The 26,375-nt window shown below is 41.0% G+C and carries 29 protein-coding genes and 2 pseudogenes; 24 read left to right on the forward strand and 7 right to left on the reverse strand.

Annotated elements, in window-relative coordinates:
- The first annotated feature begins 10 nt into the window (after nt 1-10).
- Together DS737_RS01810 and DS737_RS01815 are read left to right on the forward strand one after the other, a co-directional pair.
- Nucleotides 11-838, forward strand: coding sequence for an NAD-dependent epimerase/dehydratase family protein (locus DS737_RS01810; protein ID WP_113996640.1), 828 nt, complete (start codon nt 11-13; stop codon nt 836-838).
- Between the two features lie 143 nt (nt 839-981).
- Entirely contained in the window at nt 982-1,962 is a 981-nt protein-coding gene (locus DS737_RS01815) for a putative solute-binding protein (RefSeq protein ID WP_113996641.1), read from the forward strand.
- Nucleotides 1,963-2,012: 50 nt separating this feature from the next.
- Here the strand turns inward: DS737_RS01815 and plsB are convergent, their stop codons facing one another.
- A complete protein-coding gene (gene plsB, locus DS737_RS01820; RefSeq protein WP_004641098.1) occupies nt 2,013-4,565 on the reverse strand; it encodes a glycerol-3-phosphate 1-O-acyltransferase PlsB in 2,553 nt (850 codons plus the stop codon).
- A gap of 358 nt (nt 4,566-4,923) precedes the next feature.
- Here plsB and DS737_RS01825 point away from each other — a divergent pair, with 358 nt between their 5' ends.
- From DS737_RS01825 to DS737_RS01840, 4 genes and pseudogenes are all read left to right on the forward strand, one after another.
- A complete protein-coding gene (locus tag DS737_RS01825; protein WP_113996642.1) occupies nt 4,924-5,796 on the forward strand; it encodes an acyl-CoA thioesterase in 873 nt (290 codons plus the stop codon).
- Between the two features lie 96 nt (nt 5,797-5,892).
- Nucleotides 5,893-7,118: pseudogene (locus tag DS737_RS01830) on the forward strand (IS3 family transposase).
- A 122-nt stretch (nt 7,119-7,240) separates the two neighbouring features.
- Nucleotides 7,241-8,482 (forward strand): dicarboxylate/amino acid:cation symporter, encoded by a 1,242-nt coding sequence (locus DS737_RS01835; protein ID WP_005086853.1) that lies wholly within the window; start codon nt 7,241-7,243, stop codon nt 8,480-8,482.
- Between the two features lie 319 nt (nt 8,483-8,801).
- Nucleotides 8,802-10,967 carry a TonB-dependent receptor family protein gene (locus DS737_RS01840; protein WP_113996643.1) on the forward strand — a complete coding sequence of 722 codons (2,166 nt, stop codon included), beginning with the start codon at nt 8,802-8,804 and terminating at the stop codon, nt 10,965-10,967.
- A 75-nt stretch (nt 10,968-11,042) separates the two neighbouring features.
- Here DS737_RS01840 and DS737_RS01845 read toward each other — a convergent pair whose 3' ends face one another.
- The 6 genes from DS737_RS01845 to DS737_RS01870 form a co-directional block, all read right to left on the reverse strand.
- A complete protein-coding gene (locus DS737_RS01845; RefSeq protein WP_005086849.1) occupies nt 11,043-11,987 on the reverse strand; it encodes a metal-dependent hydrolase in 945 nt (314 codons plus the stop codon).
- Between the two features lie 129 nt (nt 11,988-12,116).
- Complete coding sequence (gene yihA, locus DS737_RS01850) at nt 12,117-12,893, reverse strand: ribosome biogenesis GTP-binding protein YihA/YsxC (protein WP_004641084.1); 777 nt, start codon at nt 12,891-12,893, stop codon at nt 12,117-12,119.
- Between the two features lie 71 nt (nt 12,894-12,964).
- Entirely contained in the window at nt 12,965-13,417 is a 453-nt protein-coding gene (locus DS737_RS01855; RefSeq protein WP_113996644.1) for an RrF2 family transcriptional regulator, read from the reverse strand.
- Nucleotides 13,418-13,496: 79 nt separating this feature from the next.
- A complete protein-coding gene (gene hmpA / locus DS737_RS01860; RefSeq protein ID WP_113996645.1) occupies nt 13,497-14,708 on the reverse strand; it encodes an NO-inducible flavohemoprotein in 1,212 nt (403 codons plus the stop codon).
- A 143-nt stretch (nt 14,709-14,851) separates the two neighbouring features.
- On the reverse strand, nt 14,852-16,399 hold the full coding sequence (locus tag DS737_RS01865) for a helicase HerA-like domain-containing protein (protein ID WP_005088327.1): 1,548 nt from the start codon (nt 16,397-16,399) through the stop codon (nt 14,852-14,854).
- A 19-nt stretch (nt 16,400-16,418) separates the two neighbouring features.
- The gene (locus tag DS737_RS01870; protein WP_113996646.1) at nt 16,419-17,612 is read right to left on the reverse strand and encodes a PLP-dependent transferase; all 1,194 of its coding nucleotides are present in this window, start codon (nt 17,610-17,612) and stop codon (nt 16,419-16,421) included.
- Between the two features lie 168 nt (nt 17,613-17,780).
- On the opposite strand from DS737_RS01870, the gene DS737_RS01875 reads away from it, so the two are divergent.
- The 18 genes and pseudogenes from DS737_RS01875 (at nt 17,781) to rplF (ending at nt 26,373) form a co-directional block, all read left to right on the forward strand.
- Nucleotides 17,781-18,509, forward strand: coding sequence for a type 1 glutamine amidotransferase (locus tag DS737_RS01875; protein WP_004641076.1), 729 nt, complete (start codon nt 17,781-17,783; stop codon nt 18,507-18,509).
- A 228-nt stretch (nt 18,510-18,737) separates the two neighbouring features.
- On the forward strand, nt 18,738-19,049 hold the full coding sequence (rpsJ, locus tag DS737_RS01880; RefSeq protein ID WP_000070912.1) for a 30S ribosomal protein S10: 312 nt from the start codon (nt 18,738-18,740) through the stop codon (nt 19,047-19,049).
- A gap of 57 nt (nt 19,050-19,106) precedes the next feature.
- Nucleotides 19,107-19,745 (forward strand): 50S ribosomal protein L3, encoded by a 639-nt coding sequence (gene rplC, locus DS737_RS01885; protein ID WP_005086841.1) that lies wholly within the window; start codon nt 19,107-19,109, stop codon nt 19,743-19,745.
- Between the two features lie 11 nt (nt 19,746-19,756).
- Nucleotides 19,757-20,359 carry a 50S ribosomal protein L4 gene (rplD, locus tag DS737_RS01890; RefSeq protein WP_004641072.1) on the forward strand — a complete coding sequence of 201 codons (603 nt, stop codon included), beginning with the start codon at nt 19,757-19,759 and terminating at the stop codon, nt 20,357-20,359.
- Nucleotides 20,356-20,676, forward strand: coding sequence for a 50S ribosomal protein L23 (gene rplW / locus DS737_RS01895; protein WP_004641070.1), 321 nt, complete (start codon nt 20,356-20,358; stop codon nt 20,674-20,676). The genes rplD and rplW overlap by 4 nt, the downstream gene beginning before the upstream one ends.
- A gap of 11 nt (nt 20,677-20,687) precedes the next feature.
- Complete coding sequence (gene rplB / locus DS737_RS01900) at nt 20,688-21,512, forward strand: 50S ribosomal protein L2 (protein WP_004641068.1); 825 nt, start codon at nt 20,688-20,690, stop codon at nt 21,510-21,512.
- Between the two features lie 13 nt (nt 21,513-21,525).
- Complete coding sequence (gene rpsS / locus DS737_RS01905; RefSeq protein WP_004641066.1) at nt 21,526-21,801, forward strand: 30S ribosomal protein S19; 276 nt, start codon at nt 21,526-21,528, stop codon at nt 21,799-21,801.
- Between the two features lie 11 nt (nt 21,802-21,812).
- Nucleotides 21,813-22,142 (forward strand): 50S ribosomal protein L22, encoded by a 330-nt coding sequence (rplV, locus tag DS737_RS01910; RefSeq protein ID WP_005086837.1) that lies wholly within the window; start codon nt 21,813-21,815, stop codon nt 22,140-22,142.
- Nucleotide 22,143: 1 nt separating this feature from the next.
- A pseudogene (gene rpsC / locus DS737_RS01915) lies at nt 22,144-22,960 on the forward strand (30S ribosomal protein S3).
- Nucleotides 22,900-23,313, forward strand: coding sequence for a 50S ribosomal protein L16 (gene rplP, locus DS737_RS01920; protein WP_004641059.1), 414 nt, complete (start codon nt 22,900-22,902; stop codon nt 23,311-23,313). The pseudogene rpsC and the gene rplP overlap by 61 nt, the downstream one beginning before the upstream one ends.
- The gene (rpmC, locus tag DS737_RS01925; protein ID WP_000849927.1) at nt 23,313-23,510 is read left to right on the forward strand and encodes a 50S ribosomal protein L29; all 198 of its coding nucleotides are present in this window, start codon (nt 23,313-23,315) and stop codon (nt 23,508-23,510) included. Before rplP ends, rpmC begins: the two co-directional genes overlap by 1 nt.
- The gene (rpsQ, locus tag DS737_RS01930) at nt 23,507-23,764 is read left to right on the forward strand and encodes a 30S ribosomal protein S17 (protein ID WP_004641057.1); all 258 of its coding nucleotides are present in this window, start codon (nt 23,507-23,509) and stop codon (nt 23,762-23,764) included. Before rpmC ends, rpsQ begins: the two co-directional genes overlap by 4 nt.
- Before the next feature lie 92 nt (nt 23,765-23,856).
- Nucleotides 23,857-24,225 (forward strand): 50S ribosomal protein L14, encoded by a 369-nt coding sequence (gene rplN / locus DS737_RS01935; RefSeq protein WP_004657680.1) that lies wholly within the window; start codon nt 23,857-23,859, stop codon nt 24,223-24,225.
- A 9-nt stretch (nt 24,226-24,234) separates the two neighbouring features.
- Nucleotides 24,235-24,552, forward strand: coding sequence for a 50S ribosomal protein L24 (rplX, locus tag DS737_RS01940; protein ID WP_004641054.1), 318 nt, complete (start codon nt 24,235-24,237; stop codon nt 24,550-24,552).
- Between the two features lie 15 nt (nt 24,553-24,567).
- Nucleotides 24,568-25,104 carry a 50S ribosomal protein L5 gene (gene rplE / locus DS737_RS01945; protein ID WP_004641052.1) on the forward strand — a complete coding sequence of 179 codons (537 nt, stop codon included), beginning with the start codon at nt 24,568-24,570 and terminating at the stop codon, nt 25,102-25,104.
- Between the two features lie 9 nt (nt 25,105-25,113).
- Nucleotides 25,114-25,419, forward strand: a complete 306-nt coding sequence (gene rpsN / locus DS737_RS01950) for a 30S ribosomal protein S14 (protein ID WP_004641050.1) — start codon at nt 25,114-25,116, stop codon at nt 25,417-25,419.
- An 11-nt stretch (nt 25,420-25,430) separates the two neighbouring features.
- Nucleotides 25,431-25,826, forward strand: coding sequence for a 30S ribosomal protein S8 (gene rpsH / locus DS737_RS01955; protein WP_004641048.1), 396 nt, complete (start codon nt 25,431-25,433; stop codon nt 25,824-25,826).
- 13 nt (nt 25,827-25,839) lie between these two features.
- Nucleotides 25,840-26,373 (forward strand): 50S ribosomal protein L6, encoded by a 534-nt coding sequence (rplF, locus tag DS737_RS01960; protein WP_004641046.1) that lies wholly within the window; start codon nt 25,840-25,842, stop codon nt 26,371-26,373.
- Nucleotides 26,374-26,375: the final 2 nt, after the last annotated feature.

Here is a 26,375-nt window from a genome sequence, read left to right on the forward strand (position 1 = left end):
AAGGATATATATGCATATTTTATTTATTGGTTATGGTAAAACATCTCAGCGTGTTGCTAAACACTTATTTGAGCGTGGTCACCACATTAGCACAATTAGTCGCACGCCGAAAACAGATTGTTACGCGACGCATTATACTCAAGATGTTTATTGCTTGGATGTGTCTGACCTAGCACCGATTGATGTGGTTTATGTGATCTTAGCCCCGTCTCAAAGTGGTCTAGATGCGTACCAACACACTTATGTGGATAGCATTAAACCGATTGTACAAGCGCTAGCCTCGCATCCTGTAAAGCGTATCGTGATTGTATCGTCAACACGTGTCTATGGTCAGAATGCAGGGGAGCGAGTTGATGATGATTCTGAAATCCAACCAGTTGATGAGCAAGGACACTTATTACGGAAGATGGAATTACTTTGGCAGTCCTATTATCCACTGCAGAGTATTATTGTTAGACCGACGGGGATCTATGGCATCTCGATTGCACGATTAAAGCGTTTGGCTGAGCAGACTTTAAGCTATCCAAACCTGCATTTTAGCAATCGTATTCATATCGATGATTTAGCGAAATTTTTAGCATTGTTGGTCGATCTGCCCCATGTAGAAGCCAGTTATATTGTGTCTAATAATCAGCCATTGCCAATGCATGAAATTTTGCAGTGGTTTCAACAGCAGTTAGGTTTACCTCTTTTAAAACTTCTCACTGAGCAGCAAACAGGCAAACGAATTTATGCAACCAGATTAATGCAGACAGGTTTTAAATTTGACCATTTGATTTGCTTTAATGACTACGCAGCAGCTTTATCGGCACATAGTAATGCTGAAAAATTAGATTAAACTAAAAACAATATTAAGGTGTTTTTGATATTTAAGCGCCCATAATACTTGGTATGGATTTTGGATTTTAAATACCAATAGATTCCGTAAAGGAACTGCCTGAATTGTGCACAGGGTTTGCAGCGAGGCATTGAAGGTCAATGATGAAAAAAATAATGTGTTCGATGTTACTTGGTCTGATGGCAACAATCAGTTGGGCTGGAGAGCAGACATGGTGTGTATTTGATCCTTTAAGTACTCAAGGTGATATAAGCCGTCGTTTGCAAGATGTACGTGTGCATGCAATGCAAAGCCAAGTACAGTTGAAATTTAAAACGTTTAAAAATGAACAAGAGGCGATTAAAGCATTTGATCAAAAAGAATGTTCAGGTTTGGTTGCCTCAAATTTTAACACCTATCGTTATAATCGATTTATGGGTAGTACTGCCGCCATTGGTTTAATTCCCAATAATCGAACCGCACGTGTATTTTTACAGTTATTTACCAATCCGAATGTTGAAAAGCGCATGCGAGAAGCTGAGTATGAAGCGGTTGGAATGATTCCTGTGGGTACGGTTTATATGATTATGAATACCCAAAGGATTAATAAAGTTTCACAGCTTAGGAATAAGAGTATCGGCATTTTGGTAGATAACCCTCCGCAGTTGGCACTAGCACAAAGTGTTGGGGCAAAACCTACGTATGTGGACTTCTCAAATGCGATTGATTTATTTAAACAAAAGAAAATGGATATTTTGGCTTCGCCAGCCTATGGTATTTTGCCGTATAACCTGAAACAAGAATTTGGAGAATCGACTCAAGTGGTCAATTTTCCTATTGCATATTTCGCAGTCAATATTGTAATCAGACCACAAGCTTACCCTACAGGATTTGGTCATACGATTCGCGCATGGTTTGCAAAAAATAGCCATGTATTGGCTGCACAAGCGATGCAGTGGGAAAACCATTTGCCTGCCTATTATTGGGCAGATATTTCGAGTTACGAAAAGCAGGGCTATGATGCATTAGTCACCAGAATTCGCAATCGCTATGTTGCATCGGGATATTATGATGCTTATTTGGTTGAACTGATTCGGCGATTACGATGTCTAGATGAACCCAAATATATAGAATGTAGAAAGTAGGGATGAATAAAAAACGGCAACTCAAAGTTGCCGTTTTATTTTTACTGTACCTATGCTTTTTTACGTTTTAAGCGTCGTTTCGCTTGTTGTGATGCCATCGCTTCTAAAGCAGCGGCAAGCTCTTCATCACTAAATGTGGTGATATGTTGCAGCATTTGCAAAGTAGTCTCATCCAGTACCAGTTGAGCACCTGCCGCCATTTCACTAAAGTTATCATCGTATTCAATGAAGCCCTGTTCATTGTTGCGAATATAGTTTTGCTGAGTCAGTACCTTGATAAAACTTTGGAACAATGATTTATCGAAGAATTCAGGTGAGTTGAACTCATAAAGTACAGAGAGTCGTTGGCCCAATAAATGACTCAATTCTTCAACTTGTTTGGTCGAGATGTTGCCAGAGCCACGTTGTGTAATAAGCGCAAGGGTCATGTAATAACGCTCTAAACTTTGTTTTACTGGCATAGCCAAAGTGAGAAGTTTTTGATGCTCTTCGCTATTTGGTGTTGGGCTGAATAGATTGCCATCATGATCTTGGAAAATTAACCCGATTTCTGACAAGGCATCGATATAGGCGCCGATCTGCTGTTGTAACTCAGATGACTGCCATTTCATAAACAATTCAGCTTTTAAGAATGGATATAAGGTACGAATGACATTGCTTAAATCTGTTTTGTGAATCTTGCCATTATGTTCAACCAAAGATGCAACCAACGAAGGTAGGACAAAGGCATGTAAAATGTTATTGCGGAAATACGTTAGTAATACGGCTTGATTGTCTTCGATCGCAATAATATCGCCTAAGACATGTTGAACGCGTTTGATGAGTTTAAGTTTTAAGCCATATTCGATAATCTCTTTACCCGATAACGACGTCACTTGGGTACGTTGATCATAAGGTTGTTTAGCAGCAAGGTCACGGTAGATATCTAGTTGCTTTGCGCAAATTTCTTCATCTAAAGTATGTTTTGGTGTCGCCAATAAAATTAAAGACAATAGCGATACAGGGTTGATCACTACTGCGCGGTTAATGTTTTCTAAGATACGGTTGGCTGAATCAGAGACAACGCGAGAAATTTCAATTGGTGCTGGCGCATCATTCTTTTCAATTTGAATCTTGTCAGCATTGTGCTGTTTTAATACATCATCTAAGAATACAGGCTCACCGAAGTTCACATGTACTTTACCAAAGATACGTTCAATTTTTCGCAATGACTTGAGAATACCAAAAATGGATTCAGCTTCTTTAGGTTTACCTTGCATTTCACCAACATAGGTTGAACCTTCCATTAAACGTTCATAACCAATATAGGTCGGAACAAAGGCAATCGGTTTGGCGCGACCACGTAAATGTCCGTGTACGGTCATTGCCAACATGCCTGTTTTTGGTGGTAATAAGCGACCTGTACGTGAACGTCCACCTTCAATAAAGTACTCGATTGGGGTGTTGCGAGATAAGATGCTGTATAAATATTCTTTAAACACAGAGGTGTAGAGCGCGTTTCCGCGGAATGAACGGCGAATAAAGAAAGCACCACCACCACGTAATAATTGACCAACAAAAGGTAAATTGAGGTTATCACCGGCTGCAATATAAGGAATCATCAGACCACGTTTAAAAATCACGTAGGACAGTAATAAATAGTCAATATGGCTGCGATGACATGGGGTATAAATAATTTCGTAATCTTTGGCAAGTTCACGGACAGTACTAAAGTTATGTACGTCTACACCATCGTAAAGCTGTGTCCATAATCGTGTTAAGGCCATATCAGCAAAGCGAACTGCCGAGGCTGAATAGTCTGATACAATTTCATTTACATACCCAATCGCACGTCGCTCTGCTTCGAGCATACTAATTTTATGTTGAATACTTTCGCGGCGAATCGCATCTTGTACGTCAGGTGCTTTCACTACAGACTGCATTACATTACGACGATCTGATAAATCTGGGCCGAGTACCACTTCACGCTGTTGGTCGAGGTAGCTATCTAGTGAGCTTGCAATATAAGTAGCTGGTGAAACATTTGGATGATTGGTTTTGGCATACTCAACCAATTCTCGTAAGGATTGTGGTTCATGGAATTCTAAATACGATTGGCGACCATGTAAGCCTATATTTACCAATTGTTTTACAGTGCTTGGAGTTGCCCACGTGTCTGAAAATAAAAGCTTAAACCAAGAATCTTCTTTATCAGGGGAGCGTCCCCATAGCACAGTAACAGGGATGAGTTGTACTTCGATTTCTGGATTTTTTTCGAGTGCTTCAATGAGTTGTAAAAGACGAGGTGGGAAGGTTTGTGTATTAAAAAGAATATTGTCATTTTGATGTAAAAAAAGAACAGAATTTTTTTCTTGATAATCGCCAAAACTCAAAGGATCCAAAGCGGGTTTGAGTTGTAGACGACGGGTTTCACCATCGACCACCAGTGCATTACTATGAGAGTAGTTTTGTAATACATAACACACGACTTTTTTTGCATCGTTTGTGCTTTGTTCTGTGGTGGACTCTACAGGAACTTCACCAAGAATATGTGGTGTAACCACAAGGTCAAGTAACTTACTCGAAAGTTGGCGATACATTTGACCAAATCCAGTCTTGGACATTACAAACTCCTAAATGATAACCCTAAGCAAATGCATAGCGCTGCAATCTAAACAGCACAAGGCCATGTCCAATACACAAACATGAACACGACATTCTGCGGTATTCTTACATAAAACGGTATGTTGTTTTCTGACAAAATATAGCGTATTTGGTAGATTTTATCGTTAAAAAACGTATTTTTAGCGGTTATAAATATAAAGTTATACTGAGAAAAACATTTATATTGAGTGCTAACTGTATTAATCGATAAATCTCGATTAATATAATTGTTCTTGTTTCGTGCTAGTCCTTATTCTCACTAGGACCTTGCTTTTGCTTGAATTATCTCTCCCTAATTGTTGTTAAAAAGGTGATTAAATGAATGCGTTAACGCAAGAACTCGTCGAGCTTTTGACGCTAGAAAGGCTGGAAGCCAATATCTTTCGGGGTAATAGTCGTAATTTGGTTGGCAAACGTGTGTTTGGTGGACAGGTTTTGGGGCAAGCATTAAGAGCAGCATCCTATACGACCAATCGTCCAGCGCATTCGCTTCATGCATATTTTCTCTATGGTGGAGATGTAGACGCACCGATTATTTATGAAGTTGATTCTCTTCGAGATGGAAAAAGTTTTGCCAGTCGTCAAGTGCGTGCTATTCAGCATGGACGTATTATCTTTTCGGCAATGGTATCTTTTGCCAATCCAGAAGAAGGATTGAATTACCAACACAAAGAGCCTGAATATCCTGCACCAGAAAACTTAAAATCTGAAAATGAATTAAAAGAAAGTATGCTCAACTTCGTGCCAGAGAATGTTCGAGCAAGTTTCATGCGTGAACGTCATGTTGAGATTCGTCCAGTTCAGCCTGTCAATCCTTTTCAGCCACAGCCTGAAGCGCCATTTTATGCGCATTACATTCGTACACATGGTGATATTTCAAAAAATCTTGATGAGATATCGTTACATCAGGCGATTGTCGCATTTTATTCTGATTTTACGTTAATGACCACAGCATTACGTCCACATGGTTTATCTTGGATTTCTCCAAATCTTCAGTGTGCAAGTATTGACCATACGATTTATTTTCATCGTCCTTTGCGTGCAGATGAGTGGATGCTCTACGAAATGGAAGCAACCGTGAGTGCAAGTTCACGTGGACTGAATTTTGGTCGTATGTGGCAAAATGGTCAGCTGGTTTGTAGCACGGTTCAAGAAGGTTTGATTCGGCTCAGAGAAATTGAAACGCAGTAACGATTAAATTAGATTAAAGCCATCATTATGATGGCTTTTTTAAGATGCAAATGTGTCCCGTCCTGAAATAAGTTTACACCTTAAGAGGCTTATTTTATGGAATATGAAAAAGAACAACGAGTTAAACGAACACAACGAGATTACAGTTTTGCCTTTAAAATGCTGATTGTCCATGAGGTAGAAAAAGGGCAAATCACTTATAAACAAGCTCAAGCAAAATATGGTATTCAAAGAAGATCAACTGTGCTTACATGGTTACGTAAGTACGGACAACAAGATTGGACTTCTAAAGCTATGCCTTCCACTTCAAAACGCCAACTCACCCCTCAACAACGCATTCGCCAGTTGGAAAAACAATTAGCCGCAGAAAAGCTAAAAACTGAATTTATCCAAGATGTGATTTATCACATAGACAAAGAATGTGGGAGTGATCTTGGAAAAAAGTATACCGAGCACGTTTCAAAGATTGGCAAGCCCAAAGAAGACTAAATGTCTCACGTTATTGTGAGTGGGTTGGAATCACCCGACAGGCTTACTATCAATCAGAAAAACGTGCTCAAATCAAAGCTCAGGAAACTCAGCAAGTACTTGAATTGGTTATGGGGTATCGTTATTTGATGCCAAGTATCGGTACGCGTAAACTCTATTGGCTGATCAAACCAAAATTGCTAGAACAAGGACTGAAGTTTGGTCGAGATCAGTTATTTAAGGTATTAAAAGAGAATGATTTATTGATACGCCCTAAACGTCGCTATACCAAAACTACAGATAGCAAACACTGGATGAAGAAACATCCTAATTTATTAAAGGATTATTATCCAATACGGGCAAATGAAGTCTTTGTTAGTGATATTACCTATGTTGAAAGTGCAGAGGGTGTGCATTATCTATCACTTGTGACAGATGCCTATACCCGACAAATTAAAGGTTATAAGTTATCAAGTGATATGCGGGCAGAGAATGTTGTACAAGCCTTACAAATGGCAATGAAGTCTATAAAAGATAGAGCAACAACCCTGATTCATCATTCAGATAGAGGTTCTCAATATTGATCTGAATTATATCAATCGGCACTACAGCATTACGGTATAAGTCCCTCGATGACAGATGGAGGAGACTGTTACCAAAATGCTTTAGCAGAGCGAATCAATGGCATACTCAAACAGGAGTTCTTAACTACACGATGTAAAACGATGGAGGAGTTAGACCATTTAATTTCGGAATCTATAGTGATTTATAATTGCTACAGACCGCATTTAAGTTTAAATATGATTACTCCTAATCAGATGTATGAGAAAGCAAAAACCGAGCTAATTGCTTAACTCGGTTTTAAATGAAATACTGTCAATCTATTTCAGGACGGGACAATGTGACAAAAAATTGCTCGATTGTTATGTTTGAGCATGCGATAGTACTGGAAAGTTAAAATGCTTTCATACCGATAATGAATTTAAATACCCAGATCTTATTTGCAGCCATTTTAGGCGTAGTGTTTGGCTTCCTGTTAAACGCCTTCCCTGAAACAGCATTTGTAGAGCATAGTCTTTATGGCTTAGGAATTTTAAGCAGCATTTTCATTGGTCTTTTGAAAATGTTATTGATTCCTTTGATTTTTAGTTCAATTGTTGTGGGCGTATCTAATCTACAAGCAGGTGGACAATTTGGTCGTGTTTGGAAGATCACGGCATTATGTTCCATTACAACGACCACACTAGCGCTCATTTTAGGCATAGGATGTGCTCATCTCTTTGATGTGGGTAAAGGTGTTGATATTCAGCTTTTTCAAGCGGATATGCAGAGTCATCAAAGCCCTGATACTTTGACTCCTTCGAGTTTTCTAAGCAATTTTGTCCAAAACACCTTAATCAATCCATTCAAAGCATTTAGTGAAGGGAATGTATTGGCTGTTGTAGTATTTGCTTTATTTTTAGGTGTGGCCTTGGTACAAGGGGGAGAACGTTTCGCACTGGTACGGAATAGTTTTCAGCAGTTTTTTGAAATAATGATGATGCTGGTTGGGTGGGTGATGAAACTTGCTCCGATTGGTATTTTCGCTCTGTTGGCGAAGCTGATCGTGACAGAGGATCTTTCTGTCTTGAGCCGCTTAGCTGAGTTTGCTGCGGTGGTGACAGGGACGACAATTTTTCATGGTCTTGTGGTATTACCACTTTTGCTATGGGTTTTTGGACGCATGGATCCGATCACGTTCTTTCGTGGGGCCAGAACGGCGTTAGTGACTGCTTTTGCCACCAGTTCTAGTTCGGCAACAATGCCATTAAGTTTAAAATGTGCGCAGGAAAATCTAGGTGTTCGGCCACAAACCGCAGGTTTTGTAATCCCTTTGGGGACGCAGCTGAATATGGATGGAACTGCACTTTATGAGGCAGCAGCAGCCTTATTTATTGCGAACTTAATGGGGCTAGATTTATCTATTACGCAGCAAATTATTGTGTGCTTGGTGGCAATTATTGCATCTTTAGGTGCGCCAGGAATTCCGAGCGCGGGGATGGTCACCATGATTATGGTGCTTCAGTCTGTTGGCTTACCTGCGGAAGCGATTGCCATATTATTACCAATTGATCGTTTATTAGATACGGTACGTACTGTGGTCAATGTTCAGGGGGATATGATGATTAGTGTTGTTGTGGATCGACACGCATCGGAGTCCACAACAGATCAAGGGTAAGCTGATGCAGAATTTGCATCAGTTTTATTTCTTAACTAAAAAATTGGCACACCAATATAGTAGATATATTTATGTGAAATGGTTGAAAAGTAAATTAAAAAATAATCATTAAATTTTCTAATAGGCAGATTTAAAACAATAAAGTGTGTGAATATTAATTTAATAAAATAGGTTTAATTAAAATTAAATTAATGAAAATAAAGTGATTTATTTCTAAATTATTAATATTTTATGGATAATCGTTCTTGTTTGCACTATCATTTGTCTGTTTTTGTTTGGTGTCTTTTTTAACCACTTACTAGTTTTTGGGTTGGAAAAGATGATCCATCTTTTTGCTGCTTCGGGGGAAGCTATGAAAAACCGTTCTTTTCTAAAAAATCCAATCGTGATGAGTGGCTTATTATTTGGTAGTTTCGCGCCTATGTTGCATGCTGCAACTGAGCAAGATCGAAAAACTGTAGTACTACCAACTATTCAGGTAATCGGCTCACAAGATGATGCAGTTTCAAAAATTCCTGGCGCGGCTGTGATTGTGGATCAAGAGCAGATTCAGCAGTTTGTTCCAACATCGACAGAGGACATCTTAAAGCGTGTTTCTGGCGTATATGTGAAACCTGAGGAAGAATCGGCTGTTGTCGCAAATATTGGTATGCGCGGTATTAGTTCACAGGATTATAAAACCTTAATTTTAGAAGACGGTGTACCTGTTGCACCAGGCTTGTTTGTTGGAAATGGCCGTTATTACAATCCACGTGTACAGCGCATGGATAGTATTGAAGTACTAAAAGGTTCTTCGGCATTACGTTATGGACCATCGAATATCGGTGGTGTAATTAACTATCGTACCAAGCAACCCAAAGATGGCGCTTTGGTGGATGTATCGATTGGATCTTGGGAAACCTATAAAACAACGGTTGAGCTTGGTGGTAGTTCTCCAAATAAAGACAGCAATTTTGGCGCAATTTTAAGTTGGGCGAAAAGTGATGGTTTCATGGACAAAGGCTATGAAATGAAAGACGCTGTGATCAAAGCAGGCACGGCGATTGGTGATAATCAATGGTTAGGCGTTAAATTTACCCATTATGAAAATGATGCCAACATTTCATATCGTGGGCTGTTCTTGGGTGAATATCATGCCAAGAAAAAGAATAATCCAGCACCAGATGATTGGTTCTTGACCGAACGAAATTCATTCGATATTAACCATCGTTGGAACATCAATGCGGATACAGAACTTCAAACCTTAGTGTATTGGAGTGAAATGAACCGTGACTACTGGCGTTATGAGGTTGATAAAATTAACCCAATTACTGATGATGGGCGATGGAATTACCGTAATGGACCAGGAACACGTGGTAATGAAAAAGGTGGTCAAGATAATTGGGATTTGCGTGGCAATAACCGTGCTTTTGAACGTATTGGTGCTGAAACTCGCTTGGTGGCAAAACATGCGCTATTTAATATTCCAAGTGAGGCTGAAGTTGGTCTACGCTTGATGAATGAAAAAATGGATGACATTACTATTGATGCAACACGCGCAATGCCACGTACAGGTAGTGTTAGTAAAGACACTAAAGATTCAGCAAAAAGTGTTGCATTATATGCACAGAATCGTTTGGATATAACGGATCAACTATCAGTAACACCTGGTTTGCGTATTGAACGTTATGAACAAGAGCGTTTAGATAAGAAAAAGAATGAAACAGTCAAAACTTCAAATACTGAAGTGATGCCTGGTCTGGGACTTACTTTCCAATTAGTTCCTGCAGTACAGCTCTATGGTAGTGTATACAAAGCATTTTCTCCTGCTTTGAATGGCGACTCCCTCAGTGGTATGAAAGATCAAAAACTGGATGCAGAAACGGCAGTTAGTTGGGAGTTCGGTTTAAGAGGGCAGCAAGATATCTTTAAATATGAGTTGACTGCCTTCCGAATGGATTTTGACAATCAAATCATCCCTGCGAACAGTAATTCTGATTTCCAAACAACTAATGGTGGTAAGACTTTTAACCAAGGTCTTGAGGGTGCGATTAATGTTGAGTTAGAAAACGGTTTTGATATGTTTGCTAATGTGACTTGGGTTGCCGATGCTGAATTTAAGGGTGACCGTTTTAATAAAAATGGCACGCTTAAATCAAAAGATGGTGATCGTGTACCTTATACGCCGGAATGGGTCGCCAATTTAGGCTTTGGTTATACTTATGCTGGCTTACGTACTCAACTGAGCGCAAATTATATGGGTTCACAATTCACTGATGAACTCAATACTAAGCCGATCGCAGAAAATACATCAGGTTTCTTTACTGGAAAGATTGATGCTTATACAACCGTTGACTTAACCTCTCGCTATACACTCAATGATCAAGTTGAGTTCTATGGTGCAATAAAGAATTTAGAAGATAAGCGCTATATTGCGAGCTTACGTCAAGGTATCTACGTAGGTCCTGAACGTTCGTTTGAAGCTGGTGTTCGCTATCGTTTCTAATTATATCTGTTGATTGTGAAAAACCCCTCATCCTAGGATGAGGGGTTTTTTTGTATAAGGAAACAATAATTTGTTTTAAGCTGCTTGTTGTAAAGCGCGTTTCGCAGCAGGTGAGTTGTTTAAATAGTTGACCGCATCTTGGGTATTTCCTTCTTTGACAGGATCATACCACGGCATGAGGTAATCAATTTGTTGTGCAACGAGCCAAATTGGATTTGGGAGGATTTGATCATCTTTGCGGCCTTGTTTATACCATTCAATCCAGATCCAAGGTTTAAATAAACTTGGTTTTTTATCCGCAAAGCGAGGATCTTGGCTCATGATATGCGCTGCGCCATCTACCCATAAACCCAGTACGCCGATAATCACCGCAACACTGAGATAATAACGAGCAATATAGCCACCGCCTAAATGGCGATAAAGATCAAATGCAACAGTACGGTGTTCGATCTCTTCAGAGCCATGCCATTTGATGAGATCGATCATCTCAGGGTCTGCGCCTAATTCTTCCCAACGTTTATTGTAAAGTGCATATTTACCCAGTACACAAGTCATATGTTCGACAGTTGCAATGACACCTAAACGGAATAAATCCCATTGATGCTCTAGAAACTGTGGCACTTCTTTATCAAAAGGCTTGTCTGCAAGCGCTTTGGTGAAAAGGAAGTCCATAATATCTAAGTTACGTTGAATATCTATATTGCGCTGGCTTAGATATTCCTTGTTTGCAGAAGTGTGTGCCACAGCGTGCATCGCTTCTTGACGAATAAAAGCTTGGACATCTTGCTTTAATTTTTCATCAGTAATTTGCGGGAGTACTTTATTGTACAATCGGCAAAACCAAAATTCACCAGCAGGTAATATGTTATTAATTTCATTAATAAAATAACTTGCAAAAGGTTGGTTTGGAATCCAGTCTACCGGTGTTTTCTCCCAGTCAAATTTTACTTTGCGTGGGAGAATTTTATAGTCAATCGAAGAACCAAGAACTTTGTTCTTCACAAATGATAGTAATTTCATCGTTTAGTCCTAATCGATAGTGCAATGAACCAACACTAAGCAGTATATGAAAACTCCCTAGTGTTTGTGTTTAGCAATACAGGACAATTAAAAATTATTTTATGCATCAAGTTGCATGAAAAGCGCAATTTACTCTTCAGCGTCTGTTTCTGAGGCTTCAGGAATCTGATCAAGGTCAAATTCAGTGGGTTGATCGAGGGTGTAATTTAAGCGTCCTGCCATAACACTGGCGAGCTCTTCTAAACCAATCCGATTCAGAGATGAAAACAGTTGAATCGAGAAATCTAATTTCATTTTCTTCAATTGTTGTTTTACATCAAGTAGGGTTTTATTGGCTGGACCACGATTCAGTTTGTCCGCTTTGGTTAAAAGAATATGCACAAATAAATGACGAGAATGAGCCCATTCCAGCATCATCAAATCAAAGTGCTGTAAAGGATGGCGAATATCCATCAATAAGACTAGACCTTGTAGGCTTTTGCGATGGATTAAATAGTTTTCGAGTTCTTTTTGCCACACAATTTTCATCGATTCAGGCACGGCTGCATAACCATAACCCGGTAAATCCACAAGGCGTTGATCTGGGTTGCCTAAACTAAAAAAGTTGATCATTTGTGTACGACCCGGTTTTTTAGAGGCGCGTGCTAATTGCTTTTTATTGGTCAGTGCGTTGATCGCGCTAGATTTACCTGCATTTGAGCGTCCTGCGAATGCAATTTCATATCCCGTATCTTCTACGCACAAAGCCAGTTTTGGCGCACTCATTAAAAACTCAGCTTGACGTAGCCAATTCAAAGACTGTACCGCATATTCAGTCAATGCAGGATCAGTCTTTTTTTCATAACTGATTTTTTGTTTGGGTGCGAGTTTGGCTTTGGTGTCTTTGGATTGTTGACGCTGACGCATAGAAGCTTACTTTTGAATTGAAATAGCAAAGCTATTATAAAGGATGTCAGTCAATCGTGCGAATCTGATGGTTATGCTTTTTGAATGAGTTCTAGAAACTCAATATTTGAATGCTTCGAAGATGGAAGAATGCCGTGCTGTATGACCTCACCAAGCGTATATTGATTTAGACTTTGATAAAAACTTTCTAAAGCTTGGTCTAAAATTCCTTTGAGCCCGCAATGTGAACGTAAAACACAGGGTGGGGTATTGCATTCAACAATTTGTTGATGACCTTGCAGAGTGCGTACGATCTCACCGAGTTTAAGACTTTTTGCTTCAGGATTGAGGCGAAGACCGCCTCCTTTACCACGAATCGTGACAATCCACTGTTGCTTTCCCATAAAATGAACCACTTTAACCAAATGGTTTTGGGAGACATGTAAGTCTTTTGCAATATCTGCGATTGTATAAGGTACATCACTCGGACGAGCGACATACATTAAAATTCTCAGCGCATAATCAGTAAACTTATTGAGTTGCATTGGATTTCACTCAATCTATTGCTTTAAATACAAAGGGCTAGTCTATCATAGACTAGCCCTGTGCAAAATGCAGTGTCGATTAGCTGAGTTTGACCCCACCTGTACCAAAAGCTTCACTGTGAATGTTCTGGGCAGGAACACCGCGTGCGATTAAAGCTTTATGTTGTTCCGCCATAAATGGCATAGGGCCGCATAAGTAATAATCTGCATTACTAGGTAATAAAGCCGCATCTACATTGCTGAGGTCTAAACGCCCAGCATTATCATAATCAAAACCTAATACATCGCCGTCATGTGGAAATTCATAAGCTGTAAACGTACTAAGACGGGGATACTTATCTTTAAGATCATGAATATGCTTTTTCATTGCATGTACTTGGCTACTACGACATGCGTGAATAAAGCTCACAGGCTGTGGCATATCTAAGGTAACAAGTTGATTTAACATCGCAATCATTGGAGTTAAGCCGACACCCCCACTAATAAATACATTACGTTTTGTATGATCAATCAGATAGAAGTTGCCTGTAGGTGCTGACACTTCAATTTGTGAGCCTTCGGCTAAGCTGTGTAGTGTATTGGACACCCAGCCCGCAGCTAAATTTTCTTTTTCATCTTCACGTTTGACTGAAATTCTTAAATAGTCAGCTTGAGGTGAGGTTGATAATGTGTATTGACGTGGTTGTCTTAACCCTAGCTCAGGTACAAATACCCGCACAGAGATGTATTGACCTGCTTCATATTTGGGTAAATCACCACCATCGACAGGAGCTAAATAGAACGAGGTAATTTCATCGCTTTCAATTACTTTTTTAGCGATTTTAAAATTACGCCAACCTAGCCAGCTCCCCTTTGTTTGCTGGTGTTGATCATAAATCGCTTTTTCTGTGCTGATAAATAAATCAGCCAATTGCCCGTATGCCGCAGCCCATGCATCAATGAGTGGATCATCCATAGAGATACTCAAGACCTCACTGATCGAGTGCAGCAGGTTTTCGCCCACAATGCTGTAATCAGGTGCTTGAATATTGAGGCTGACATGTTTATGCGCAATCAATTCAACTACTGGCAGCAATACTGATGGATCTTCAATATTTTCTGCATAAGCGAGAACGGCACCTGCAAGTGCTTGAGCTTGAGCACCACTACGTTGATGACCCATATTGAAGGTTTCTTTTAAGTCAGGATTGTTCCCTAACATGCGGTTATAAAAATAACCAGTGAGTGCCACGCCATTTTCACGAAGAACAGGGACGGTTGCTTTTACGAGTTCAATTTGCTGCGGAGTCATGTTTGATCTCTCTTGGCTATCATTTTATAAGATATATTTAAAATACATCTTATAAAATGTATTTGCAATACATCTTATGATAAAAGCCATAAAAAAATTAAGGGATAATTTATTATCCCTTAATTTATAAGCAGATGTGGTTGTTATTTACCAAATAAAGATCCAAGTAAACCTCTGACAATCTTTTGTCCTGAGCTTCCCCCTAGACTACGTGCAGCACTTTTCGCAAAAGTCCCTACAATGTCTTGTGTGAGTTTTTCTCGATCGCGTTGTGCTTTTTCAGCGGCTCGTTGTTGCTCACGTGCAAAACGTTCTTGTTCTCTGGCTTGTTGTTTGGCTAAAGCGTCTTGTTCTTTTTCCTGTTGTTTTGCCAAGGCATCGGCTTCTTTTTGTTGAGATAGTTGCAAGACTTTCTTTTGTAGCATTTCATACGCGCTGTCTCGGTCAACGGCTTGATCGTAAATACCTGCAACAATACTCTGTGCAATGATAACTTGACGTTCTTCCGGTGTAATTGGGCTAAAGGATGAGTAAGGTGGCATCACCCAGCCGCGCTCAACAATTTGTGGTGTTCCTTGCTCGTCGAGGCAACTCACGAGTGCTTCACCTACAGCAAGCTCGGTAATCGCTTGATCAACTTTAAACTCTGGATTGGCACGGAATGTATCCGCAGCTGTTTTGACCGCTTTTTGATCTTTTGGCGTGAATGCACGTAAAGCATGTTGTACGCGATTACCTAATTGTCCAAGTACACTCTCTGGTAGATCCAGTGGATTCTGAGTAATGAAATAAATTCCGACACCTTTAGAGCGGATCAAACGAACTACTTGTTCAATCTTTTGTTGCAAAGCTGGACTGGCATTATCAAACAGTAAATGTGCTTCATCAAAGAAGAATACCAATTTGGGTTTGTCCATGTCACCCACTTCTGGGAGCTGTTCAAACAGTTCTGACATCATCCAAAGCAGGAATGTGGCATATAGCTTCGGGGTGTTCATTAACTTATCCGCAGCTAAAATGTTGATATAGCCGTGACCGTTGGTATCGGTCTGAATAAAGTCTAAAATGTTGAGACTCGGTTCGCCAAAGAATTGTTCGCCACCTTGATCACCTAGTGCTAGTAAATTGCGTTGAATGGCACCAAGACTTGCGGGAGAGAGGTTGCCATATTCAGCTTTGAGTGCCGAAGCATTTTCACTGACATAGCTCAACATCGATTTTAAATCTTTAAAATCAATTAATAATAAACCTTGATCATCTGCGATTCGGAAAACTGCTGAAAGCACACCTTCTTGTGTGTCATTGAGATTGAGCATTCTGGCTAATAATAAGGGTCCAATCTCAGAAATGGTGGTACGAATAGGATGACCTTGCTCACCAAATAAATCCCAAAAAATGACAGGTGATGCTGCAAAAGGGATATCGCTGATTTTGAGTAGACTAAGGCGTTCTTCAAATTTGGGATTGCTCGAACCTGCCTTGGCGAGACTCGAGACATCACCTTTAGCATCAGCAAGAAATACAGGCACACCAAGGCGAGAAAAACTTTCTGCCAGTACTTTTAAGGTAACGGTTTTACCTGTTCCTGTTGCACCTGCAATCAATCCGTGTCTGTTGGCAAATTTAGAATGTAGAACAATATCTTGTGTGGTATCTGTGGTTTTTTTAGCAATAACGATGGGTGTATTCATTCTTCACCTATTCTTGATTTCATTCCAGTTGTTTTAATGCATTTTGAATATCTTGAATTAAATCCTCAGCATGTTCTAGTCCAATACAGAAGCGGACCAATAATCCTTGTTGTAAATGTGTATTCTTGAGTGAACGCATTGTTTTTAAGTCATATAGCATTACTAGGCTCACAGGACCTCCCCAACTAAATCCAAGTTTGAATAGTTGTAAGTGGTCGCAAAATTTCCGAATCGCAGCGAGATCATATTCAGGCTTAAAGATGACACTGACAAGACCTGCACTTTTGCCTGTGGTACAAATTTGTTTCCAAAATGCATGGCCAGCAGAGTCTGGAAGCCTTGGATGGAGTACTTGGGCGAATTGAGGTTGTTGCTTTAACCAGTTCATTAAAGTAAGCGCATTTTGTGCTTGTTGGTCATATCTAAAGGACATGTGTGCCAAACTACGTTGAATTTGAGCAGTGTCATCAGCTGAAACAGAAATGCCTTGAATGGCATGCATACGGAACAATTTGTGATGTAAAGCTTGATCACGTGTCACCACTGAACCCATTAATATGTCGCCACCACCACTTGGATATTTGGTTAAAGCATGAACAGTGATATCAACTGAAAGGTGTTCATCTGAAAAATCAAAAGCATTAAATGCAAGGCCCGCCCCCCAAGTATTATCCAGTGCGGTCAGCACATTGGCTTTTTGGGCTTTTTTAACTAATTTTTTTAGATCGGGAAATTCTAAGGTAACTGAACCTGCTGCTTCTAGCCAAATTAGCTTGGTTTTCTCTGTCGGTTGGAAACTGTCAGCATCAATTGGATTGTAAATGCTAACAATGATGCCGTAGCGTTCTTGCAGATTTCTTAAATGTTCTAAATTAGGGCCATAAATATTATCAGCGACCCAGACTTCATCTCCCTTGCTTAATATTGCACTATTCACGAGATTAATCGCGGATAGACCACTCGGTGCAAGTAAGCAATATCGCCCCCCTTCAATCTGAGCAATATTATCGGCTAGAGTGAATGTTGTGGGGGTGCCATGTGTGCCATAACTATAGTCATAGGCATCGGTCCAGTGACGATCAAAAAGGTGCGCTGTTGACTGGAAAATGATGGTGGATGCACGAAATAGGGGAGGTTGTATGGTTTCAATGTATTGAGGGGCTTGGCGTGGTGCATGAATAAGAAGCGTTTGTCTATTTTTATGTGTAGTCATGGGGCAAAATCAAAACGATATGATGATCTAGGTTAAGATAAAAGTGATCTATCTGCCAGTAATTTGCAGCTTTTGTACAGAATCGGTACGGGCATCATGCTTTGGAATAAAACTGGCGTTATTTTTGCTAAGAATTATTATCATTCTAACGATAATAGGTTTTAGCGCATGAAGTCGCATTTAAGAGTGCATTATTTTCAGCACATCGCCGGTGAGGGTTTTGGAAGTTGTTATGAATTTCTAAAGGCACATAAAGCAAAAATCACAGCCACTGAGTTTTTTGCTTTGCCTGTAGATTTGCCGCTTGAGCTAGAGGCGTTGCCGCGTGTGGATGAGGTGGACTTGCTCATTATCATGGGGGGAACCATGAGTGTAAATGATGAAGCGAACTATCCTTGGTTGAGGCTGGAAAAACGCTGGTTACGCCGCTATTTGGCAGCAGGAAAACCCGCCATTGGTTTATGCTTAGGTGGGCAGTTGATTGCAAATGCTTTAGGTGCTGCAGTAAGCCGTAATCCTCATCAGGAACTAGGTTGGATGGATGTTGGGCGTGCTTCACATATTCCAGAAACATGCTTCCAATTTCCTGAGCGGATCAATATCTTACAGTGGCATAGTGAAACTTTTGAAATCCCGAAGGGGGCAGTACATTTGGCAGAAAATAAAGTTTGTCGAAACCAAATGTATCAAATTGGACGCAATGTGCTTGGTTTTCAATTTCATCCAGAAATGACACCACATGCATTGGAGTTGTTGATTGAAAATGAAGAAGAAATGGCAATTTTTGATGGCGAGTACGTTCAACCCATATCGGAGCTAAAAAGGACACTAAAAAGTAGATTCGAACAAGGTAATCAGTTGTTGAATCGAGCGATAGAATATGTTGTAGGTGTTTAAAGAGGATAAAATTATAAAAAATAAAAAACAGGAATTGCATAAGACTTAAACAATCGCTATAATGGGCGACCCTCAAAAGGAGGGCGTTTTCTACGAAGAAAGTAGTTAACGCATTACAGTCGTGGCATCGATCACGACCATAGTGATTTTCACTGCCCTTGACACTTACCAAAAAGGTGAGGTGCGTCATGGGTGATTCTTTATATATTTGGCTTGGAGTTTACTGGTATGTCTAACCAGAGAATTCGTATCCGTTTGAAGTCTTTTGATCATCGTCTGATTGATCAATCTGCTCAAGAGATCGTAGAAACCGCTAAGCGTACTGGCGCACAAGTGTGTGGTCCAATCCCGATGCCTACTCGCATCGAACGCTTCAACGTTCTTACTTCACCACACGTCAACAAAGACGCTCGTGATCAGTATGAAATCCGCACTTATAAACGTTTGATCGATATCGTTCAACCAACAGATAAAACTGTTGATGCATTGATGAAGTTGGATCTTGCTGCTGGTGTTGATGTTCAGATCGCTTTGGGTTAAGGCTTTCGGTTAATTAACTCTAAGTTAATTAGGCCGCTTTTTTAGAGGTTTATGCACATGGCTATTGGTTTAGTCGGTCGCAAATGTGGTATGACTCGCGTCTTTACGGATGCTGGTGTATCTGTACCTGTTACAGTTATCGAAGTCGATCCAAACCGCATTACGCAAATCAAAACACTTGAAACTGATGGTTATCAAGCAATTCAAGTAACTACTGGTGAACGTCGCGAATCGCGCGTAACGAACGCTCAGAAAGGTCACTTCGCTAAAGCGGGTGTTGCTGCTGGTCGTTTAGTTAAAGAGTTCCGTGTTACTGAAGCTGAGCTTGAAGGTCGTGAAGTTGGTGGTTCTATCGGTGTTGATTTGTTCACAGTTGGTCAAATTGTTGACGTAACTGGACAATCAAAAGGTAAGGGCTTCCAAGGTGGTGTTAAGCGTTGGAATTTCCGTACGCAAGATGCTACTCATGGTAACTCTGTATCTCACCGTGTATTAGGTTCTACAGGTCAAAACCAAACACCTGGTCGCGTGTTCAAAGGCAAGAAAATGGCTGGTCACTTAGGTGATGAACGCGTAACAGTTCAAGGTCTTGAAATTGTATCTATTGACGCTGAACGTTCTGTTTTAGTTGTTAAAGGTGCTATTCCTGGTTCAACTGGCGGCGACGTTATCGTGCGTCCTACCATCAAGGCCTGAGGGGAAATACTGTGAATTTAAAAACTGTTTCCGGCTCTGCTGTTGAATTGTCTGAAGTTGCTTTCGGACGTGAATTTAACGAAGCTCTTGTACACCAAGTTGTTACAGCTTATTTAGCTGGTGGTCGTCAAGGTACTCGTGCTCACAAATCACGTGCAGATGTTTCTGGCGGTGGTAAAAAACCATTCCGTCAAAAAGGTACTGGTCGCGCTCGTGCGGGTTCTATTCGTAGCCCGATCTGGGTTGGTGGTGGTAAAACTTTTGCTGCTCGTCCACAAGATTGGTCTCAAAAAGTAAACCGTAAGATGTATCGCGGTGCAATGCAATGTATCTTAGCTGAACTTGTTCGCCAAGATCGCCTTGTATTAGTTGAAGAGTTTGCTGTTGCGGCTCCAAAAACTAAAGAATTGCTTGCAAAACTTACCGACTTGAATGCAACTCGCGCATTGATCATTACAGATGCTGTAGATGAGAACTTGTATCTCGCAGCTCGCAACCTTCCACACGTTGATGTGGTTGATGCTACTGCTATTGATCCTGTTAGCTTGATCGCATTTGATAAAGTTGTAATGTCTGTAGCTGCTGCTAAGAAAATTGAGGTAGAACTCGGATGAACAACGAACGTATCTATCAAGTCCTATTAGGACCAGTATTCTCAGAAAAAGCACAAGTTTTAGGTGATACTGCTGGTGTTCAAGTGTTCAAAGTTGCATTAAATGCAAACAAACTTGAAATCAAAAAAGCAGTTGAACAGCTCTTCGGTGTTGAAGTTGTAAAAATTAATACAACGATCACTAAAGGTAAAACAAAACGCTTTGGTAAAACATTAGGACGTCGTTCTGATGTGAAAAAAGCATACGTCACCCTGAAAGCTGGCCAAGATGTAGAAATGGCTGACTTGGGCGATACCGCTGAAAACGCAGCGGAATAAGGACGAAAATTATGCCAATTCAAAAATGTAAGCCAACGTCTCCAGGACGTCGCTTTGTAGAGAAAGTGGTTCATAGCCATCTTCACAAAGGCGCACCTTATGCACCGTTGGTAGAAGCTAAAAAACGTACTGGTGGTCGTAATAACAATGGTCACATCACTACACGTCATGTAGGTGGTGGTCATAAACAACACTATCGTATTGTTGACTTTAAACGTAATAAAGATGGTATTCCAGCGACTGTAGAGCGCATTGAGTACGATCCTAACCGTACAGCTCATATTGCTTTATTGAAATATGCTGACGGTGAACGTCGTTATATCATTGCTCCTAAAGGTTTACGTGCGGGTGATAAAGTTCAATCTGGTAACGATGCTCCAATTCGTCCAGGTAACTGCTTACCACTTCGTAACATGCCTATTGGTTCTACACTTCATAACCTTGAACTCAAAATCGGTAAAGGTGCTCAATTAGCGCGTTCTGCTGGTACTTCAGTTCAGTTGTTAGGTCGTGATGGTTCTTACGCTATCGTTCGTTTACGTTCTGGTGAAATGCGTAAAGTCCATGTTGAATGTCGTGCTGTAATTGGTGAAGTTTCTAACCAAGAAAGCAACCTTCGTTCATTGGGTAAAGCTGGTGCTTCGCGCTGGCGCGGTGTTCGTCCTACCGTTCGTGGTATGGCGATGAACCCAGTTGACCATCCACACGGTGGTGGTGAAGGACGTAGTAAAGGTATTCAACCTGTAAGTCCATGGGGTCAAAAAGCTAAAGGGTACAAGACACGTACCAATAAGCGTACGACTAAGATGATTATTCGCGACCGTCGCGTCAAGTAAAGGAATCTGACTAATGCCTCGTTCATTAAAAAAAGGTCCATTCGTCGACGCGCACTTGTTCGCTAAGGTTGAAGCGGCTATTGCAGCAAACAACCGTAAGCCGATCAAGACTTGGTCTCGTCGTTCAATGATCCTTCCAGACTTTGTTGGTTTAACAATTTCTGTTCACAATGGTCGTAACCACGTTCCAGTAATTGTTACTGAACACATGGTTGGTCATAAACTAGGTGAATTCGCGCCAACTCGTACCTATCGTGGTCACGGTGTTGATAAGAAGTCTAAACGTTAATAGGTGCTATGATGGAAGTAACTGCTAAATTACGCGGTGCCGCTATCTCGGCACAGAAGGCACGTTTAGTTGCTGATTTGATTCGTGGTAAATCGGTTGCACGCGCGCTAGACATTTTAAACTTCAGCAACAAGAAAGCAGCTGTGCTCGTTAAAAAAGCACTTGAATCTGCAATCGCGAATGCTGAACACAATAACAGCTTAGATGTTGACGATCTTAAAGTAACTACGATTTACGTTGATGAAGGCATGAGCCTTAAACGTATTATGCCACGTGCTAAAGGCCGTGCAGATCGTATTACTAAGCGTACTTGTCACATCACCGTTAAGGTAGGGGTTTGATATGGGTCAGAAGGTTCATCCAATCGGTATCCGCCTGGGTGTTGTGAAACGCCATAACGCTAACTGGTATGCGAGTCCGAAACAATACGCTGAATACTTGCTTAAAGATCTTCAAGTTCGTGAGTTTTTAACTAAAAAACTTAAGAATGCGATGATCAGCAATATTCTTATTGAACGTCCTACTGGTGCTGCTAAAGTAACAATTAGCACTGCACGTCCAGGTATCGTAATCGGTAAGAAAGGCGAAGACATTGAAAAATTACAGCGCGAACTCACCAACATTATGGGTGTTCCAGCGCAAGTTAGCATCAACGAAATCGATCGCCCAGACCTAGATGCTCGTTTAGTTGCTGAAGCAATTGCTTCACAATTAGAAAAGCGTGTTATGTTCCGTCGTGCTATGAAGCGTGCGGTACAAAACACAATGCGTGCTGGCGCGAAAGGTATCAAAGTTGAAGTTTCTGGCCGTTTAGGTGGTGCAGAGATTGCTCGTACTGAATGGTATCGTGAAGGTCGTGTACCTTTGCATACACTTCGTGCTGACATCGACTATGCAACTATGCGTGCAGAAACAACTTACGGTACGATCGGTGTTAAAGTTTGGATTTTCCGTGGCGAGATTTTAGGTGGCATGAAACAAGTCATGAACCCTGCTCCTGCTGAAGAGCGTCCAGCTAAACGTGGTCGTGGACGTGGTGAAGGTCAAGAGCGTCGTGGTCGTCGCGGTGACCGTGCTGCTGACAAGGGAGAATAATCCATGTTGCAACCTAAACGTACCAAATTCCGTAAAGTGCACAAAGGCCGTAACACTGGTCTAGCGCATCGTGGTAGTACAGTATCATTTGGTTCGATTGCAATTAAAGCAACTGAACGTGGTCGTATGACTGCGCGTCAGATTGAAGCTTGCCGTCGTACCATCAGCCGTCGTATTAAGCGTGGTGGTAAAATCTTCATCCGCGTATTCCCGGACAAGCCAATTACCGAAAAACCATTAGAAGTTCGTATGGGTAAAGGTAAAGGTAGCGTGGAATATTGGGTTTGTCAGATCCAACCAGGTAAGATCCTGTACGAAATTGAAGGTGTTAACGATGAGTTAGCGCGTGAAGCTTTTGCTTTAGCTGCTGCTAAACTTCCGTTTAAAACCACTATCGTGACTCGGACGGTAATGTAATGAAAACTAAAGATCTACGTGAAAAATCGGTAGAAGAGTTGAAAGCTTTGCTTGATGAGCAACAGCTTAACCAATTCCGTCTTCGTATGGCGAAAGCAACTGGTCAATTAGGCAAATCGCATGAAGTGCAAATTGCTCGTAAGACAATTGCTCGTATCAAGACACTCCTTACCGAAAAACAGGGGAACGGACAATGAGTGAAAAAACAGTCCGCACGTTAACCGGCAAAGTCGTAAGTGACAAAATGGACAAGTCTATTGTTGTACTTATTGAACGCCGTGTTCAACACCCGTTGTATGGCAAATCAATCCGCCGTTCAACTAAACTACACGCTCATGATGAGAACAATGTTGCTAAAACTGGCGACTTGGTAACCATCAAAGAAAGCCGCCCAATTTCTAAAACTAAAGCTTGGACTTTAGTGGAAGTCGTTGAAGCAGCTGCTGAGTAATTAGACGTTCTTGTTGCATCATCGGACAATTTCGAGTACTCTTTGAGCCTTTCGAAATTGTGACCGGTGATGCTCGGTTTTGGAGTAGGGCAATGATTCAAACCGAAAGTATGCTCGACGTAGCAGACAACAGTGGTGCACGCCGCGTACAATGTATTAAAGTACTTGGTGGTTCACACCGTCGTTATGCTTCAGTTGGCGACATTATTAAAGTTACTGTAAAAGAAGCAATCCCACGCGCACGTGTTAAAAAAGGTGACGTGATGAATGCTGTAGTTGTTCGTACAAAATTCGGCATCCGTCGTCCAGATGGTTCAGTTATTCGTTTCGACGATAACGCAGCTGTTATTTTGAATAACAACAAAGCTCCGATTGCTACTCGTATCTTCGGACCAGTGACTCGTGAACTTCGTACTGAACAGTTCATGAAAATCATTTCATTGGCTCCTGAAGTTCTATAAGAGGCAATCATGGCTAAGATTAAAAAAGGCGATCAAGTAATTGTGATCGCAGGTAAAGAAAAAGGCAAACAAGGTGTTGTTTTGTCTGTTTCTGAAGATCGAGTTAAGGTCGAAGGTCTTAACTTAGTGAAGAAGCATCAAAAGCCAAACCGTGTAACTGGCGCTGAAGGCGGTATCGTTACTCAAGAGGCAACGCTTCATATTTCAAACGTGGCAATTTTTAATGCTACAACCCAAAAGGCTGACCGTATTGGTTACCAAGTGATTGATGGCGCGAAAACTCGCGTTTACAAATCAAATGGTGAATCAGTGGCGGTAGCGAAGTAATAGGTTGAAAAGGCAATGGCCAGACTTAAAGCACGTTACAACGACGAACTTAAAGCGAAGTTACAAGAAGAACTTGGCGTTAAGAACGTGATGGATATTCCTCGCATCACGAAAATCACTCTTAACATGGGTGTAGGCGCAGCTGCAACTGATAAGAAATTATTAGATGGTGCTGTTGCTGATATGCAACTCATTGCTGGTCAAAAACCAGTTGTGACTCTTGCGCGTAAATCAATCGCTGGTTTCAAAATCCGTGACGGTTGGCCGATCGGTTGTAAAGTTACTTTACGCGGCGACCAAATGTACGAATTCTTGGATCGTTTGATCTCTATCGCAATCCCTCGTATTCGTGACTTCCGTGGTTTCTCTGCGAAATCATTTGATGGTCGCGGCAACTACTCTATGGGTTTAAAAGAGCAAATCGTTTTCCCTGAAATCGATTTTGACAAAATTGATCGTATCCGTGGTTTAGATATCACGATTACGACCACTGCTCGTAGCGATGACGAAGGCCGTGCGCTTATGCGTGCATTCGGCTTCCCGTTCAAATAAGAGGTCGATATGGCTAAGAAAGGTATGATTAATCGCGAATTGAAACGCGAAAAGACAGTTGCTAAATACGCTGCAAAACGTGCTGAATTAAAAGCAACGATTGCAAATGTAAATGCGAGTGACGAAGAACGTTTCGAAGCGACATTAAAGTTACAGGCATTGCCACGTAACGCATCTCCAGTACGTCTTCGTAACCGTTGTGGTTTAACTGGTCGTCCTCATGGTTACTTCCGTAAGTTCGGTTTAAGCCGTAACAAATTACGCGATACAGTAATGCAAGGTGATGTGCCGGGCGTTGTTAAGGCAAGCTGGTAAGGAGCGACTAAATGAGTATGCAAGATACCGTTGCCGACATGTTAACACGTGTTCGTAACGCACAAATGGCGAAGAAACAAACTGTTTCTATGCCGTCTTCTAAGTTGAAAGTTGCAATTGCAAATGTACTTCAACAAGAAGGTTATATTTCAAATGTAGAAGTGGCTCAAGAAGAGATCAAATCTACTTTGACTATTACGTTAAAATATTTCGAAGGCAAACCAGTTATCGAAACCGTTAAGCGTGTAAGCCGTCCAGGTCTTCGCCAATACCGCGGTAAAGATAAAATTCCTAGCGTTAAGCAAGGTTTAGGTATTGCAATTGTTTCTACAAGCAAAGGCATCATGACTGATCGCGCTGCACGTGCTGCGGGCATCGGTGGTGAAGTTATTGCTTTTGTTTCTTAATAGGTGATTCCTCATGTCTCGTGTGGCTAAAGCCCCAGTAACTGTACCGAATGGTGTAACAGTTACTCAGAACGGCCGGCAGGTCGAAGTGAAAGGCAGCAAAGGTACATTGTCTTTCAACCTGCATGCGCTGGTCGAGCTAAAACAGGAAGAAGGTAAACTTCAACTTGCTCCGGCTAAAGAGTCGAAAGACGCTTGGATGCAGGCTGGTACTGCTCGCGCTGTATTGAACAACCTTGTAAAAGGTGTTAGCGAAGGCTTCGAACGTAAGTTACAGCTTGTTGGTGTTGGTTATAAAGCTGCGGTTAAGGGTACTGTTGTAAACCTTAACCTTGGTTACTCACACCCGATTGACTACGCTTTACCGGAAGGTGTAACAGCGGAAACTCCAACTGCAACTGAAATCATTTTGAAATCAGCAAACAAGCAGTTGTTAGGTCAAGTGGCAGCGGAAATCCGTGCATACCGTGCTCCTGAACCATATAAAGGTAAAGGTGTTCGTTATTCGGATGAAGTTATTCTTCGTAAAGAAGCTAAGAAGAAATAAGG

Source organism: Acinetobacter haemolyticus (genome assembly GCF_003323815.1).
GTDB lineage: Bacteria > Pseudomonadota > Gammaproteobacteria > Pseudomonadales > Moraxellaceae > Acinetobacter > Acinetobacter haemolyticus.

Bases quoted from the DNA above. Each gene is read 5' to 3' on its own strand.
- DS737_RS01810 (WP_113996640.1), top strand. From the start codon at position 11: ATGCATATTTTATTTATTGGTTATGGTAAAACATCTCAGCGTGTTGCT.
- DS737_RS01815 (WP_113996641.1), top strand. From the start codon at position 982: ATGAAAAAAATAATGTGTTCGATGTTACTTGGTCTGATGGCAACAATC.
- plsB (WP_004641098.1), bottom strand. From the start codon at position 4,565: ATGTCCAAGACTGGATTTGGTCAAATGTATCGCCAACTTTCGAGTAAG.
- DS737_RS01825 (WP_113996642.1), top strand. From the start codon at position 4,924: ATGAATGCGTTAACGCAAGAACTCGTCGAGCTTTTGACGCTAGAAAGG.
- DS737_RS01835 (WP_005086853.1), top strand. From the start codon at position 7,241: ATGAATTTAAATACCCAGATCTTATTTGCAGCCATTTTAGGCGTAGTG.
- DS737_RS01840 (WP_113996643.1), top strand. From the start codon at position 8,802: ATGATCCATCTTTTTGCTGCTTCGGGGGAAGCTATGAAAAACCGTTCT.
- DS737_RS01845 (WP_005086849.1), bottom strand. From the start codon at position 11,987: ATGAAATTACTATCATTTGTGAAGAACAAAGTTCTTGGTTCTTCGATT.
- yihA (WP_004641084.1), bottom strand. From the start codon at position 12,893: ATGCGTCAGCGTCAACAATCCAAAGACACCAAAGCCAAACTCGCACCC.
- DS737_RS01855 (WP_113996644.1), bottom strand. From the start codon at position 13,417: ATGCAACTCAATAAGTTTACTGATTATGCGCTGAGAATTTTAATGTAT.
- hmpA (WP_113996645.1), bottom strand. From the start codon at position 14,708: ATGACTCCGCAGCAAATTGAACTCGTAAAAGCAACCGTCCCTGTTCTT.
- DS737_RS01865 (WP_005088327.1), bottom strand. From the start codon at position 16,399: ATGAATACACCCATCGTTATTGCTAAAAAAACCACAGATACCACACAA.
- DS737_RS01870 (WP_113996646.1), bottom strand. From the start codon at position 17,612: ATGACTACACATAAAAATAGACAAACGCTTCTTATTCATGCACCACGC.
- DS737_RS01875 (WP_004641076.1), top strand. From the start codon at position 17,781: ATGAAGTCGCATTTAAGAGTGCATTATTTTCAGCACATCGCCGGTGAG.
- rpsJ (WP_000070912.1), top strand. From the start codon at position 18,738: ATGTCTAACCAGAGAATTCGTATCCGTTTGAAGTCTTTTGATCATCGT.
- rplC (WP_005086841.1), top strand. From the start codon at position 19,107: ATGGCTATTGGTTTAGTCGGTCGCAAATGTGGTATGACTCGCGTCTTT.
- rplW (WP_004641070.1), top strand. From the start codon at position 20,356: ATGAACAACGAACGTATCTATCAAGTCCTATTAGGACCAGTATTCTCA.
- rplB (WP_004641068.1), top strand. From the start codon at position 20,688: ATGCCAATTCAAAAATGTAAGCCAACGTCTCCAGGACGTCGCTTTGTA.
- rpsS (WP_004641066.1), top strand. From the start codon at position 21,526: ATGCCTCGTTCATTAAAAAAAGGTCCATTCGTCGACGCGCACTTGTTC.
- rplV (WP_005086837.1), top strand. From the start codon at position 21,813: ATGGAAGTAACTGCTAAATTACGCGGTGCCGCTATCTCGGCACAGAAG.
- rplP (WP_004641059.1), top strand. From the start codon at position 22,900: ATGTTGCAACCTAAACGTACCAAATTCCGTAAAGTGCACAAAGGCCGT.
- rpmC (WP_000849927.1), top strand. From the start codon at position 23,313: ATGAAAACTAAAGATCTACGTGAAAAATCGGTAGAAGAGTTGAAAGCT.
- rpsQ (WP_004641057.1), top strand. From the start codon at position 23,507: ATGAGTGAAAAAACAGTCCGCACGTTAACCGGCAAAGTCGTAAGTGAC.
- rplN (WP_004657680.1), top strand. From the start codon at position 23,857: ATGATTCAAACCGAAAGTATGCTCGACGTAGCAGACAACAGTGGTGCA.
- rplX (WP_004641054.1), top strand. From the start codon at position 24,235: ATGGCTAAGATTAAAAAAGGCGATCAAGTAATTGTGATCGCAGGTAAA.
- rplE (WP_004641052.1), top strand. From the start codon at position 24,568: ATGGCCAGACTTAAAGCACGTTACAACGACGAACTTAAAGCGAAGTTA.
- rpsN (WP_004641050.1), top strand. From the start codon at position 25,114: ATGGCTAAGAAAGGTATGATTAATCGCGAATTGAAACGCGAAAAGACA.
- rpsH (WP_004641048.1), top strand. From the start codon at position 25,431: ATGAGTATGCAAGATACCGTTGCCGACATGTTAACACGTGTTCGTAAC.
- rplF (WP_004641046.1), top strand. From the start codon at position 25,840: ATGTCTCGTGTGGCTAAAGCCCCAGTAACTGTACCGAATGGTGTAACA.